The organism is Prevotella sp. P4-67, assembly GCF_002251325.1.
Taxonomy (GTDB): Bacteria; Bacteroidota; Bacteroidia; order Bacteroidales; family Bacteroidaceae; genus Prevotella.
Genome location: NZ_NPJL01000014.1, coordinates 23,292 through 35,883, shown reverse-complemented (window position 1 = coordinate 35,883; position 12,592 = coordinate 23,292). Strand labels below are relative to the sequence as shown.

The following is a 12,592-nucleotide window of genomic DNA, read 5'->3' as shown; positions in this document are numbered from 1 at the left end:
CTGCCAGCAATGATGAAAGCATTGGAGAGATGGTAGAGTGGTCGATTACAGCGGTCTTGAAAACCGCCGTACCGAGAGGTACCGGGGGTTCGAATCCCTCTCTCTCCGCCAAAGTCCTGTAAGTCGAAAGATTTACAGGACTTTTATTTAATGGTCTATTTTCTTAAATGAGCACAAATATAGGCTTACCCGATAAACATTGTGGAATATTGATTACAACCAGTTAGGGAAGCCTTTACCTTTATCTTTTATTATGTTGTACACGGATAGCACACACGAATTTTTGAGCCATAAACGAACGTTGTGGGGAAAATCCAATTGGGAGAAAACTTGTGATGATGGTGGCAAGTTCTTTGGTTGGTAATTATGCATCAAAATATACTTTTGGTTTATTTCAAGGCATTTTTTCTAACTCGTTTCTTGCAAGGAAGAATAAAAATATCTATCTTTGCAGTTGAATATTTAGCTTTGCAATAAACTATGAGTGTATTATACGGAACAAAAATAAACCAACTGCTTGCCAATACCGCACCGACAGGGCTGTTATTTGCTGACTGTCTGAAGAAGAAAGGCTATTCGGTCCAACTGCAAAAGAAATACAGAGACTCAGGATGGCTGACAGCTATATGCAAAGGTGTGATGTGTCGCACTGGTGCCCGTTTGAATGCTTATGATGCCATAGCGTCATATAACAAACAGATGGGTGGCACCCTCAGAGTGGCTGCAATGTCTGCCTTGGAATATACGGGGTTCAACCATTATGTACCAATGGGAAAGCCTGTTCTGATGGTGGCAGCACCAACGTTCAAGACACCATTATGGATGCAAAGTGATGTCTATGACGCTACCTTCCGGGTGTTTCACACAAATGCCTTCTCGTATACAGAGACAATAGAAAGAGTTACGGACAGTGGCACGTTATATGTTTCTTCTCCAGAACAAGCGTTCTTGGAATGTCTAATCTTGGCTCCAAAGTCATACAGCTACATGGATCTGTACTATGTTATGGAGCAACTGACCACCCTACGTTCTGATGTTGTACAGCACTTGTTGGAAACTTTGGACAACAACAGAGTAAAGAGGATGTTTCTGTATATGGCTGAAAAGGCAGGTCATTTTTGGTTCGAAGAACTGCATCCCGAAAAGATATATGTCGGGACTGGGAAAATCCAAGCTGCTACCAATGGTACATTTAATCGTAAATATAACATGACTATTCCAAAAGATTTAGAAGAATATGAGGGATAAGTACAAGAAGCAGGTCGCATTATTGATAAGAATTATGCCGTCTGTATATCGTATCAAGGAATTTGCCGTGCATGGTGGAACAGCCATAAATCTGTTCCGCAAGAATTTGCCACGGTAGCCCTGATTGGAGTCTGTGTAGTGCCGGTGATTTGTCCAAATATCCTTCTGTCCATTGAAAATTGCTCAATATCAGAAATCTGAAGGAGCATAACATTCAAAAATATGAGCAGGGAATTAAAAAGTTGAAAGACTTCTTATTTCCCAAATAGATTGAGTTATCGAGGCTGAGTCAAAACTAATAAAATGTGAAGAAAAGGCTAAACGTAGGAGGTGCGGGCATTCCTGCCCGCACCACTGCAGACAGCCGTAACTAACTGACTTTCTTGCTGCAATGCCGCAGGCAAGAATGCCCGCGGCTCCTACAGTTTGCATTGCAGTTTATGCATATTTCATCATTTTATTACTTTTGAACACACCCTCCTCCGTTGGTGAGCATACGAGTTAATATTACTTAACCTTTTGACCCTTGCCATTGATGATAACACCTCTACATTCTGAGTCCTTGCAGAGGTAGAGGTCATAGCCTATGGCTTTGATGCTACTATATACAGGAGGTGTGATAATCTTACCTTCTGGAGACATCAGACCGTGCCAATCATATTCTGTCTCGTACTGTTTGCAGCGAGCGACTGCATGTATAGGAGATGGCACAGAATTCATTTCTTCACTTGTCACGTTGCCTTCATCGTCATAGTTCTTTGTTGACTCATAACGCAACTCGTTGGTCTCGTATGTCAACTGCTCCACATTGTAGATATAGAAGTCATTGATGAGCTTGCCCTGCAAGGTATATCTGCGAATGATATGGTCAGGAGTAATCTCGGTTATCATTTCATCCAATATACTGTATTTAGCTTCGGCGAATGGAAAAACAGTACCCATAGAAGCGTTCAACACACTTTGCTTTTTGCCCTGAGTGACAATCCAGAAAGTATCGACAGGCTCTATTGCATCATACTTGGCAGTCAACACCCAGTTTCCCTGCTTGTCAATCAAACCTACAGTGTTGAGGTAGCTATTTGCAATAACACAATGATTGTTGTGAAACACATAGCCGTCATACTCTGGATTGTATGGAGTCTTGAGGTCTATGGCTACTTTTCCTTTCGCATCGATGAACTTCAGCCATCCATTATCATCGACACAAGCCAGACCGTCGGAAAATATCCACGCATGGGCATACTGAGGTTTGATAGCTACCTCACCAGTCAGAAGGCTTAGATAACCACGTTTGTCTCCACTCTTGTAGCAAGCCAGCGTGTCCCTACCCAACGGCTTGAATAGCCAGTCAATATCTGTAACAGTCTTCTTGCCGTCAGCATTCTTGACATAGCCAGGGTTGTCATACAAATGGAAATAGGTGACTCCTTGGGAGAGTTTCATGGTATCATAAACACATTCTTTAGCTCTGCACTTCCAAGGGAGTTCCTCATAGAACGCATGACAAACACTATACACCACAGCAGCGGTCAGCATCACCATAATGACAGCAAAGGACGAACAGACAACACGGCGTATGAACTTGCCATACTTGGAGTCGTCGTTCATGCCAAATATTGTCGTAAACCAGTTGGCTATACTGGCAAGGATGGCGGTGAATCCGTGCCAGAACAATACGAAAGCTCGTTTCATGGATGTCGATTTCATTTGTTTTCCTCCTCATCAAAGGCTTCATCAGCCATGTTTGCATATAGGTTGCGGCGCTCTGATTCTGATGCAGGAACCGCACAACAACCTTTCATCTCTGCTGTCTTCCACTTTGCCAGACGACCGAAGAGATTCATACGGGTGCTACTGTCTTTCTGCATCGAAGCACGTGTTCCCTCATTGCTGTAGTCAAAGTTTCGGGCATTGCGGATAGACATTGACATGGCCACCTCTACAGAGTCTTGGTTGGCTCCCATATAAGTAAATGTCCATCCTTCGCCACGTAGCCGTTCCACAAGTTCCTTAATGGTCTTGCCGTTATACTCGCGAGAGGCATTCTCCATACCATCCGTGATAATGGTAACGACCACCAAAGCATCCTTCATGCCCTGTACATGCTTGTGCATACCAGTTAGCGTCATGCCCATAGCGTCATAGAGTGGGGTTGTACAACATGGCTGGAAATTCTCTATATTCAGAGGCTTGGCTTCTGCCACAGGAGTTTTGTCATACAAATGCTTTGTCTCACAACTACAGAATGTCACCAATGACACGAAATGATCCTGAGTGTCGGCAAACTTCTCTTGCGCCTTTTTTATGCCAGCTAAGGTTTCGTTGAAGCCTTCAACGGCAGCTTGGCGTATACACTCCATCGAACCGCTACGGTCGAGGATGATTACATTGAAGACCTTGGTCTTCAGGATTTCATTCTTTACTTCCATTTCATTCATATATTATTGTTGTTAATCAAACGAACGCATAGTCTTGATGAAGGTTAATCGTACCATGCCAAGAATCTCTATCGCCTTGTCAAGGCAGGTCTTCAAGCTTTCTTCACCATTGTAATAGAATTCACAACTTGCCGAGACATTCTTCAAAGTCTGGTCTATATAAACCTTGGCGAGCTTGATTTCACGAGTTGTCTTGTTGCAGGCTGCGAGGACTTTTGTCTCTTCCCCTTCGTCAACCTCATACATTTGGGGGAATACGACAACAAGATAGTCTTCATCATCTGAATTTGCTCCCATCACATAGAATGTTTTCATCTGATAGCGGATAAATATGTCACCTTCATCATCAATCTGAGGCTTGAACCCTAGAGACTGTAGTACTGAGACTACCATTTCATGTCTTGTCATAATACTTGTCGTTTAGTCGTTGTTATCGTTATCGGAACTTTCATCGCTCTCGCCATTATCAATCTTTTCAATAGAGTCGCGAGCGAACATCAAAGCAGCAGCAAGGTGAAGAATCATATGACGGATCACCTCCTCCAGGTCTTCGTTGCCAAGAAGGTCACGTTCGTAGAATAGCCAGAGCCCCTTGCCAAGGGTGTATGCCTTGACGTATTTAAGGGAGGAGTTGATTTTCTCTTTAAGTGCGTTATAGCCTTCCTTGTTATCTTCCTCCAGATCGTAAATGCTTGGAACAGAGATATTGAGGAAGTCCTCATCATCTTCGTTGTACATATAGAGAAAGTTGATACCCTCATAATAAAAGTGATAACCCAACGATTCGTTGTCTTCCAAGTTAAAGCCCAAGTTTTCAAAGGCTGCCAAAATCTTTTCTTTCATCTGATTTAATTTTTATGGTTATTACTATTGTTATCTAAAGCCTATGGTTACAGGTTTGAGTCCTTTGTCCTTTGGGGAGAACTCGCTCCTCACACGCTCATATTCCCGAAGTGACTTGATGCTAACAGAAGGACTTCTTGTCGCTATGATTTCTTCCAATACTTCTTGCGTGATACCTTGTTTCTTTCCGTCAGGGCTCTTGATGGTCTCGTTGAACTTCTTGCGAGCTGCCGACTTGACGATGTAGCTGATGTCAGAGCAGTTGTAGCCGTTGGTCAATTCAGAAAGATGGGTTGTGTCAATATCGCCTTCTGTGGGGAGTTTCGACAGTTCCAAGGCAAACAGACTCTTGCGTGCTTCTATGTCAGGCATGTCGATATACACCATTTCATCTATACGTCCGGTTCTCAGCACCGCCTTGTCTATGCGTTCTGGATGATTGGTAGCTGCGAGGACATAAACACCTTTGTCGGAGGCATTGTTGAGCATGCACAGAAACTCATTTACCTCGCTGTCATAATGTTGGTTGCCTTCCTCACCCGAACGTCGTGGCACCATAGCATCAAACTCATCAAAGAAGAGCAAGGTAGGAGCGTTCTTCTCTGCTTCCTTGAAAACCTCGCCAATCTTCTGCTGGGTTCCGTGAACCCAAGTGCAAGCCAAGTCATCGGGAACGATCTTCATGAAATTGATGCCGACCTCCTCTGCCATCTTCTCCGCAAAGAAGGTTTTTCCACATCCTGCCGGGCCATAAAATAGCATGGACGGAGGCTTGATGCCATAGACTTCGGCACATTCTCGGTTTTGGAGTACGTTGATGAACCCTTCCGTCACTCTCTGCTTCAGTTCGTTCATGCCGGCAACATCACCGAAACCATTGCCTTTCTTCTTTAGTGGAGTGGGGTTCTGCTCTACTGCTTCTTTGGCAACCTTTCTGACCTGCTTTTCTGCTGTGTCGGAAGGTTTCTGTCCGCAGATGCGGCGCAACCAGTCTTTTTCTGTTTCTGTCGTATTCATGTACATTCCTCCTCGTTTCGTTAGTTGTACTTCTATAAAGAAAGATGGGTAGAACAAGCATCTTCTATCATCATTCTTTTGTTTGACTGAAAAAAATCCCTTTCATCATCGTATGATAGCCATCATAGTCTGATGAAAGGGACTGAAAGATTTTGTTATCCTGCAATCTTTACACCTTGTGAGTCGGTGGATTATCCCTCCACTGTTCAATCATCCGCTTGCACCCTTTTACAATATGCGAGGCCACACTCTGATACACGACATCAGTTTGATAGTGCGGATCCATAACTGCGGTATCTGTACCAAATGCCAGTTTGTCGAACATGACAATCCTGTCCCAATTCGTATAGTCAAGCACTCTGGTAATGGCATTACGGTGTTCCGCATCAAAGATAACAATGCAGTCTGCCTCATGCAACTTCTCATGCGTGATAGGTGTAGTCATTCCTTTCAGGTCATAGCCCAACTCTCTGGCAATTCGTACCATATTAGCGTCACGAGGGTTTTCTCCCCAGTCCAATGTGCCACGAGAGAACACTTCGATATTATTCATTCCCTCTTGTTCGAGCATCGATTTGAGTACACACTCGGCAAATGGACTTCTGCATGCATTGCCCGTGCAGACAAAGCAAATGGTATATTTCTGTTCCATGACTATTCTTATTATGAGGTTATTACTTTTTGTTGTTTCTCTTGCTTTGCTCGTTGATGACTTGCTTTCTTCGCTTAAACTCCTCAATGGGCATCGGCTCCTTGCCATCTCTCTCCGTGAGCTTGTCATAGAAGGCATTAAGTACTCGCAATATCTTTGAGGTGCCGTGGCCGCTTTCTTTCAGGTAGCCTTTCAGAGTCGGCGGCTCCTTTCCCTTGTCTGCACCATAGAACACCCAGTAGGTACTGAGAGCGATGTCTGTACGGTGCAGCCCCATGGCACAAGCGATATAGAAACCGCCTCGGTCGATGCGCTCACAAAACTCTGTAAACAACGACACCATACTTTCAACGACATCGGTACGGTTATCAACAGGATAGTAGAAATACTCCATACCGTACTCTTCACAAAGGTTCTGCATGCGTTGGTTCATGCCGTCATTACGAAGGTCAATGATCGTATGAACGCCTACGTCCTTTATAACTGGCCAGGCATAGCCCAGACTGCGTGATGACATCGTCTTTCCCCTTACACCTCCGTATGCAGGATGTATGTCGGGAATGTTGAGTGCAAGTATTCTGTTGATATTCATAGTATTTTTGATACAACTTCTATTTATTCCTATTCATCAACCATTCTATCAGTTGATTCACCTCTTTACTCAACATTCCAATATTTGCAGGTAGTTTATGGGGACGAATGACAACCATACCGATGGTGTATTTCGGATTATCGGCTGGAAAACAGCCGACAAACGTAAATTCATCAGAAGTTCTTTTGTTGTCATCACTTTGCCGTATGTTGTACATACCTGCCAGTTTTACACCTTCTGGAGCAAGTCGATGTTGTATTCCTTTTTTCTCAAAAATGCCAGTAGCAATCTTCTTGACATATCCTAAAGATGACTTTGGGTGGTATTTTTGATTGAAAGTCATAGCCAACTCTATGGCGTTACTCTTCGCTGTAGTATCACATGCTTGCCTCCATAAATCCGTTCCATTGGGCATGATCGTGAAAGCCTTGTACATTCCGATTCTCGACTTCATCAGTAACGCCTTTTCAAATGTAACTTTTCCATAACCACCTCTTCGCCAATTATGGTCACGTATTTTCAGACTATCACTGACTTCCAATATTCCACATTCAGTATCGACCATTCTTCCTAAAGGCGTATTTGACTCCTCTAAACACCTTGCAGCTATAAAGGGTACAAAGATGTCTGTAGAACAGACCTTCTTCTTGAATGGAACATATACCATATCACCACACCCTTCACACTCACCGTCCAACATTTTCTCCAATGATGCCCAAGCTAATACTTCCGATGTTGTTGCGTCCAGGACTACAATCTGTCCATAGACACCTTCTGTTTCCAACATCATGTTTCTATCCAATAGGTAATAGCATGAGTCTATAAGTTCTTTGTCTGCTAATGGACAAATTTCAACACTATCGTTGAAATAGGAAACTTCTTTTCTCTGAGCATAGACACCTACGCAATAGAATATTAGCATGAATACTAATAAAGTTCTAAATGCTTGTTTTATTGTTTTCATTCCGTCTCTACATCTTTAGGTTGTACAATCAGTTCCAATCGCTTGACATCGTCTTCTGTCAGTTGGACATTCCCTCCATTTCTGTAATAGTCGAGCACTCTTTCTGCGCCATGTCGGTCCAACACAGCATGTTCTTCTGCTTTCATGTAGTATTCTACAGCAAGTTGCTTGTTTGATTTGCCATTCTCATCAGGCTCATAATAGAGGTCGCCAAGAATCAGATTGGCGAGAGGTACACGATGAGCAATTATGGCAAGTTTTGTTGCATCTGCTCTCAGTCTGCCTTTCCAGTCAGGTATGGTAATCAGCAGTTCAGCCAAGGAACAACCTTGATCTGCTGCCTCTTTAATCTTATTTATCCCCGATATTGTGTCGCCTTGGTCAACAGTAATCATTCCGAGGAGTGTCTTTGCTTCAGGACTGTCGCTCGCACGTAGTACATGCTCTATGCTGTCTGAATCCTCTTGAATATACGACTTATAGCCATCCATTAGGAGAAATAATGTTTTGTAATCATTACCATCTGGCAAGCCGTAGATATAGTCATCTATGCGATTGATTGCTCCACGCCCCTCTGCCATGTGAGCCATAGTAATCATACCAAAGAAATCCTTCTTCACACCAATACCATCTCGATAACAATCTACCAGTTTCAGATATGCCGAACCATCGCCCCAGCGAGCTTGATAGAGCAATGACATGATTGAGTCTTCCGGACTGACTGTCATGCTTTTCTGTTCTGTCAACTTTGTTGAAGATGCCATTTCTTCCATTATCTGTTGTTCTGAACAACTTGCAAAGAACAACATCATTATCATATATACGAACCAATTTTTCATCTTAAAATTCTTATTTTGTTTTACTCAACATTGCATTAACTTTGAGGAAACCAACATTGCAACAAAATTCTTCATTGCCCAGATGTATCAATATTCTTTCTTATGATAGAGTTTTGTGGTTGAACATCCATTTGCAGCACAATTAACGCACTCTGTCTGACCTGGTTTATGCTCGTAAATCTGGCAACCGCACCCACTATTACACCTTCCATAATAGAAAGACCTGCCTCTAAAGGAGACATCTGAGTTTGAACGTGTCTCTACATAATCAGCCACAATCTCTCCTGTTCCACCACATCTGTTACAAGTATATCCTGCATAAACGCCATATCCGCTACATAGCGTACATTGGAACGTTTTCTGACTTTCCTCCTCATAAACATCCTCATTTGCGTACGAGTTCGCTGTTGAAGGCTTTGAGTCACAACTAACAATTGTAGAAGCGGTTATAATGCTGAACAATACAACCAAAATGCTTGCTAATGATTTCATATCTCAATACCCTAATCCGTGTCGGGCACAACTTCTAAGTTTGTCATTTTGTCTGTTTATGATAATATGGATGGAAAAGTAACCTTCAATCTATCACATAATATTCATATTTCTATCTGATAATAGGTTATGAAATCTTTTGGTTGTGCATATAACAGGGCTTGCTCCAAGTTCCAGTTCTTCTGCCACGATGCGTGCCACGGCAACAGGGTGACTGATATATGGTTCGCCAGACTTGCGCAGTTGGTCTTTGTGGGCATAAGCGGCAAAGTCATATGCTTCATGCAGCAAGTACATCTGTTTCTTGTCCACTCGTTGAACCATCAATGTGAAGATTGTGTCCACATCGGCTTGTATCTTCTTTTCATACTTCTCGTTCATAGTCTATTTATTCTTGTTGTTCTTTATAATGTGTCAATTATGACTCGTCCTTCTAAAGCCCCATAAATTGCCCAAGAAAGATGATGGCGTTAAAGCACTCGTCTATCAGCATATATATGAAAGGACGATTGGCATGAAACTCCACTTCCCGATATTTGGGAGAATCTGGAGCAGAGCCTAATAAGCAACACCGAGTCTCGGCGTAAGCCTCAGTTCCATATTCGTTGACATCTACATATGCCTTTTGTAGAATATCGGAAACAAATAGCGGAGCCTCTGACATATTGCTGAAGTTTGCCTTTATATCATCAAACATTGACAATGCTCCAAGTGTCCGTATTGCTTTGCTTAGACTTACATCTGTGTCGATTCTAAATTTCGGCATCTTTAGTTCAACCTCGCAAATGTCCATTTGTGAAGGGATGTATTCCAACATTTCGTTGCCGAGCATGTCTGTTATCTTTGCAATGTCAATATTAGGATTCGGCAATATTATTCTCATGCAATAGCGACCTCCATGATATGGTAAATCAACAGCCGAAAAGTCTTTGTCGGACATGTAATAGAACAAATCATGTTGTGACATCATATTGACATTTTCATTGCTGGCATTACCGTAAAACATTTCCACGGCAGTATACTCTTCATCGAAAGTTTTCATCCATTTTTTGCAAAATCGTACAGAGTTCGCCAATGTGACTCCATCAATGTTTAGTCCTTCCGTGATAGTTGCTTTGTATGTGTCGTGCATTACATTAATAAAATCATCAGACAGTTTTATTCGATTGTAAACATCAATACGGTTGCTGATATTTAAAGGCAATTCTCTTATCAAGGTTTTGCAAATAGCATTCAAGTCTTGAATAGAGAGTCCACTTACACCAAGCGCCCTCATAATCTCCTTTTTTGTTTCGCCACTCGCACCATTTGCCAATATGCTCATGAGTAGCATAATGCTTATGGGAGACATTGTTGTCGACTTATCGCCATTGTATTGGCGGTAAAGGTCAAACATAAATGGTTTTGTCTCGCTTATGATTTTTCTAAATTCTTGATCTGTCATAACCATGTGATTTATTTTATGTTTCTACATTCCATACCCTTTCTCTCATATATGTTATCAGCATAGAGTTAGTAAGCATTCATTTTCTATCACTCAAAACTAATCCCTAACCGTTCTATTTCCTCCCAAAAATCAGTCCAACCATATTCACAAGGTAATTCTAACTTAAAAGACTTTACATTAAGAAGTCCGTATTTATAGACATTACGCACCATAGCATAAATTCCAAAGTCTGAATATGGTATTCCTTTTTTACTTATGTAAGAGATTTCTTCAAATCTGTCGGAAAGCACATGACAATTTTTATCTATAAAACATTCTCTATAGTCTTCAAAACAGCCAAATCCTACGATAGACACACCATTTCTCATTGTATCACCAGAAGATATATATTCACCATCTACCATCATAGGGTTACAATTTCTATCAATCAGATAGCAATTGTCTTCCTGCCCCACTTTATCATGTACTTTAGCCCAACCATCACAAAATGGTTCCGCATAATTATATGGAAACCCTGGTTTTCCTGACCTAGTAAAGTCTGTAGAAACAAGTTTGCCATTCTCATCCACATATCCCCAAAACTCACCCTTTCGAACAGCAGCACGTCCCTCACTATAAGGACACACCTCATCATATTCTAAAACATTATTTTCGTTATTCATATTCTTCTCTTTATACACTAAACACCATACCTTCATTACAAGCCTCAGCATTTGGAAAAATTGATTTCACCTCTTGTTCAAACTGTTGCTCATCATCGTACCTTATTGAGTAATGACCGATAATCAATTTTCTGGCATTGGCTCTTTTTGCGATGTTTGCGGCTTGATGGGTTGTACTATGAAAAGCATTTATTGCTTGATTCTTGTCATTAGCAAGAAATGTAGTCTCATGGTAAAGCAAATGAACATCTTTTAATTGAGACACCATAGATGGATTATAAGCTGTATCACTGCAATAAGCATAACTCCGGGGAATAAACTCACTTGGAGCAGTCAACTCTTTATTGGAAATTAATGTTCCGTCAGGAAGTATGTAGTCATAACCACTCTTTATCAACTTGAAATCACGTTTTGGAATGTCGTATGACAGGCATTTCTTAGGCAAGAGTACCCGTTTCTTTGGCTTTTCCCTAAATAAGAAACCACAGCACGGAATGCCGTGTTTTAAAGGGATAGTTTCTATCTCCATCTCTTCGTCTTCATATATTTTTTGATTAGAATTTCCCATAAACGTGTTGATATTTACATTGAAAGGTATGTGGCAAAGTTCTTTCAACATTAACATCAGAATGTCTTTCAAATCTTCTGGTACGAAAACATTGATGTCCTTTGTCCTACCCAGCATCAAGTTCAGTGAAGAAAGCAAAGGCACAAGACCAAAGAAGTGGTCGCCATGAGCATGACTGATAAATATATTGTCCATATTCGTCAATTTTATGCCAGACTTCCATATCTGTGTCTGTGTTCCTTCACCACAATCCACCATAAACAACTTATCATGCACATTGACAAGTTGTGAGGTTGTCATGTGTCTGCCAATTGGTATGGCAGCTCCACAACCCAATATGTTCACTTCAAACTTTTCCATATTCAGTTCTTCTATATTTGTTGTCGTTTATATCAACAGAGAAACCAATCACAACTAATAGGTTCAGGCCTTTCTGAGTGTTCTCTCCATCGTTTATATCTCTTATATATTCAATGTCATCTCCCCATTTGCCTTTTACATTATCTGTGAAATTCCTAAGACTATCTAAAATATCGCCCATAAACATATCACGTCCATCGCTTAGCGAATTATACTCCTTATCCAAGAACCAACGATACCATATTTTCGAGTCTGTGATTTTGTAAAAGACTAAAATATATGATGTGAATTCTGCGTAACGAAGAAGAGGTTTTGCCTCTTGCTCAATCCTTTCAGAAAGCCATATACATTTCATTATATCCTCATTAGTGATATTTTCAAGAAGAATACCTCTGACACTTGCAGAAGTGTTCCATAATTCATGCCACTCATTGGGACAGTATACCCAATCATGATAATTAACGTATTCC

Annotated in this window: 15 protein-coding genes, 1 tRNA gene and 1 pseudogene; 3 read left to right on the top strand and 14 right to left on the bottom strand. The window is 41.4% G+C overall.

The genetic code is table 11. From position 1 onward, the window contains the following. Positions 1-23: 23 nt before the first annotated feature. From CIK92_RS02045 to CIK92_RS14000, 3 genes and pseudogenes are all read left to right on the top strand, one after another. A tRNA-Ser gene (locus CIK92_RS02045) sits at positions 24-111 on the top strand. Positions 112-480: 369 nt separating this feature from the next. Continuing rightward, entirely contained in the window at positions 481-1,248 is a 768-nt protein-coding gene (locus CIK92_RS02040) for a type IV toxin-antitoxin system AbiEi family antitoxin domain-containing protein (RefSeq protein WP_094388006.1), read from the top strand. Next, positions 1,238-1,363: pseudogene (locus CIK92_RS14000) on the top strand (nucleotidyl transferase AbiEii/AbiGii toxin family protein); the annotation flags it as partial. The gene CIK92_RS02040 and the pseudogene CIK92_RS14000, both read left to right, overlap by 11 nt. A 392-nt stretch (positions 1,364-1,755) precedes the next feature. Here the strand turns inward: CIK92_RS14000 and CIK92_RS02035 are convergent. The 14 genes from CIK92_RS02035 to CIK92_RS01970 form a co-directional block, all read right to left on the bottom strand. Continuing rightward, positions 1,756-2,955, bottom strand: coding sequence for a WG repeat-containing protein (locus tag CIK92_RS02035; protein ID WP_254045978.1), 1,200 nt, complete (start codon positions 2,953-2,955; stop codon positions 1,756-1,758). After that, a complete protein-coding gene (locus tag CIK92_RS02030) occupies positions 2,952-3,677 on the bottom strand; it encodes a vWA domain-containing protein (protein WP_144289306.1) in 726 nt (241 codons plus the stop codon). Before CIK92_RS02030 ends, CIK92_RS02035 begins: the two co-directional genes overlap by 4 nt. Before the next feature lie 21 nt (positions 3,678-3,698). Continuing rightward, positions 3,699-4,094: a hypothetical protein gene (locus CIK92_RS02025; protein ID WP_144289305.1), complete on the bottom strand. Its 396-nt coding sequence runs from the start codon at positions 4,092-4,094 to the stop codon at positions 3,699-3,701. Between the two features lie 12 nt (positions 4,095-4,106). After that, on the bottom strand, positions 4,107-4,529 hold the full coding sequence (locus tag CIK92_RS02020) for a hypothetical protein (RefSeq protein ID WP_094388002.1): 423 nt from the start codon (positions 4,527-4,529) through the stop codon (positions 4,107-4,109). Positions 4,530-4,559: 30 nt separating this feature from the next. Next, entirely contained in the window at positions 4,560-5,546 is a 987-nt protein-coding gene (locus tag CIK92_RS02015) for an ATP-binding protein (protein ID WP_158214712.1), read from the bottom strand. Positions 5,547-5,715: 169 nt separating this feature from the next. Continuing rightward, on the bottom strand, positions 5,716-6,198 hold the full coding sequence (locus tag CIK92_RS02010; protein WP_158214711.1) for a hypothetical protein: 483 nt from the start codon (positions 6,196-6,198) through the stop codon (positions 5,716-5,718). 22 nt (positions 6,199-6,220) lie between these two features. Then, positions 6,221-6,790 (bottom strand): hypothetical protein, encoded by a 570-nt coding sequence (locus tag CIK92_RS13285; protein WP_144289304.1) that lies wholly within the window; start codon positions 6,788-6,790, stop codon positions 6,221-6,223. A gap of 19 nt (positions 6,791-6,809) precedes the next feature. Continuing rightward, positions 6,810-7,754, bottom strand: a complete 945-nt coding sequence (locus CIK92_RS02000) for a hypothetical protein (protein ID WP_094387999.1) — start codon at positions 7,752-7,754, stop codon at positions 6,810-6,812. Continuing rightward, positions 7,751-8,566 carry a hypothetical protein gene (locus tag CIK92_RS01995; protein WP_144289303.1) on the bottom strand — a complete coding sequence of 272 codons (816 nt, stop codon included), beginning with the start codon at positions 8,564-8,566 and terminating at the stop codon, positions 7,751-7,753. The genes CIK92_RS02000 and CIK92_RS01995 overlap by 4 nt, the downstream gene beginning before the upstream one ends. 612 nt (positions 8,567-9,178) lie before the next feature. Further along, positions 9,179-9,466 (bottom strand): HD domain-containing protein, encoded by a 288-nt coding sequence (locus CIK92_RS01990; protein WP_094387997.1) that lies wholly within the window; start codon positions 9,464-9,466, stop codon positions 9,179-9,181. A 52-nt stretch (positions 9,467-9,518) separates the two neighbouring features. After that, a complete protein-coding gene (locus CIK92_RS01985; RefSeq protein ID WP_158214710.1) occupies positions 9,519-10,529 on the bottom strand; it encodes a serpin family protein in 1,011 nt (336 codons plus the stop codon). A gap of 89 nt (positions 10,530-10,618) precedes the next feature. Next, complete coding sequence (locus CIK92_RS01980; RefSeq protein WP_158214709.1) at positions 10,619-11,194, bottom strand: WG repeat-containing protein; 576 nt, start codon at positions 11,192-11,194, stop codon at positions 10,619-10,621. Between the two features lie 10 nt (positions 11,195-11,204). Next, positions 11,205-12,122, bottom strand: a complete 918-nt coding sequence (locus tag CIK92_RS01975) for a ribonuclease Z (protein WP_094387994.1) — start codon at positions 12,120-12,122, stop codon at positions 11,205-11,207. Then, positions 12,109-12,477 carry a hypothetical protein gene (locus CIK92_RS01970; protein WP_094387993.1) on the bottom strand — a complete coding sequence of 123 codons (369 nt, stop codon included), beginning with the start codon at positions 12,475-12,477 and terminating at the stop codon, positions 12,109-12,111. The genes CIK92_RS01975 and CIK92_RS01970 overlap by 14 nt, the downstream gene beginning before the upstream one ends. Positions 12,478-12,592 lie beyond the last annotated feature (115 nt).

Bases quoted from the DNA above. Each gene is read 5' to 3' on its own strand.
- CIK92_RS02040 (WP_094388006.1), top strand. From the start codon at position 481: ATGAGTGTATTATACGGAACAAAAATAAACCAACTGCTTGCCAATACC.
- CIK92_RS02035 (WP_254045978.1), bottom strand. From the start codon at position 2,955: ATGAAATCGACATCCATGAAACGAGCTTTCGTATTGTTCTGGCACGGA.
- CIK92_RS02030 (WP_144289306.1), bottom strand. From the start codon at position 3,677: ATGGAAGTAAAGAATGAAATCCTGAAGACCAAGGTCTTCAATGTAATC.
- CIK92_RS02025 (WP_144289305.1), bottom strand. From the start codon at position 4,094: ATGACAAGACATGAAATGGTAGTCTCAGTACTACAGTCTCTAGGGTTC.
- CIK92_RS02020 (WP_094388002.1), bottom strand. From the start codon at position 4,529: ATGAAAGAAAAGATTTTGGCAGCCTTTGAAAACTTGGGCTTTAACTTG.
- CIK92_RS02015 (WP_158214712.1), bottom strand. From the start codon at position 5,546: ATGAATACGACAGAAACAGAAAAAGACTGGTTGCGCCGCATCTGCGGA.
- CIK92_RS02010 (WP_158214711.1), bottom strand. From the start codon at position 6,198: ATGGAACAGAAATATACCATTTGCTTTGTCTGCACGGGCAATGCATGC.
- CIK92_RS13285 (WP_144289304.1), bottom strand. From the start codon at position 6,790: ATGAATATCAACAGAATACTTGCACTCAACATTCCCGACATACATCCT.
- CIK92_RS02000 (WP_094387999.1), bottom strand. From the start codon at position 7,754: ATGAAAACAATAAAACAAGCATTTAGAACTTTATTAGTATTCATGCTA.
- CIK92_RS01995 (WP_144289303.1), bottom strand. From the start codon at position 8,566: ATGATGTTGTTCTTTGCAAGTTGTTCAGAACAACAGATAATGGAAGAA.
- CIK92_RS01990 (WP_094387997.1), bottom strand. From the start codon at position 9,466: ATGAACGAGAAGTATGAAAAGAAGATACAAGCCGATGTGGACACAATC.
- CIK92_RS01985 (WP_158214710.1), bottom strand. From the start codon at position 10,529: ATGACAGATCAAGAATTTAGAAAAATCATAAGCGAGACAAAACCATTT.
- CIK92_RS01980 (WP_158214709.1), bottom strand. From the start codon at position 11,194: ATGAATAACGAAAATAATGTTTTAGAATATGATGAGGTGTGTCCTTAT.
- CIK92_RS01975 (WP_094387994.1), bottom strand. From the start codon at position 12,122: ATGGAAAAGTTTGAAGTGAACATATTGGGTTGTGGAGCTGCCATACCA.
- CIK92_RS01970 (WP_094387993.1), bottom strand. From the start codon at position 12,477: ATGAAATGTATATGGCTTTCTGAAAGGATTGAGCAAGAGGCAAAACCT.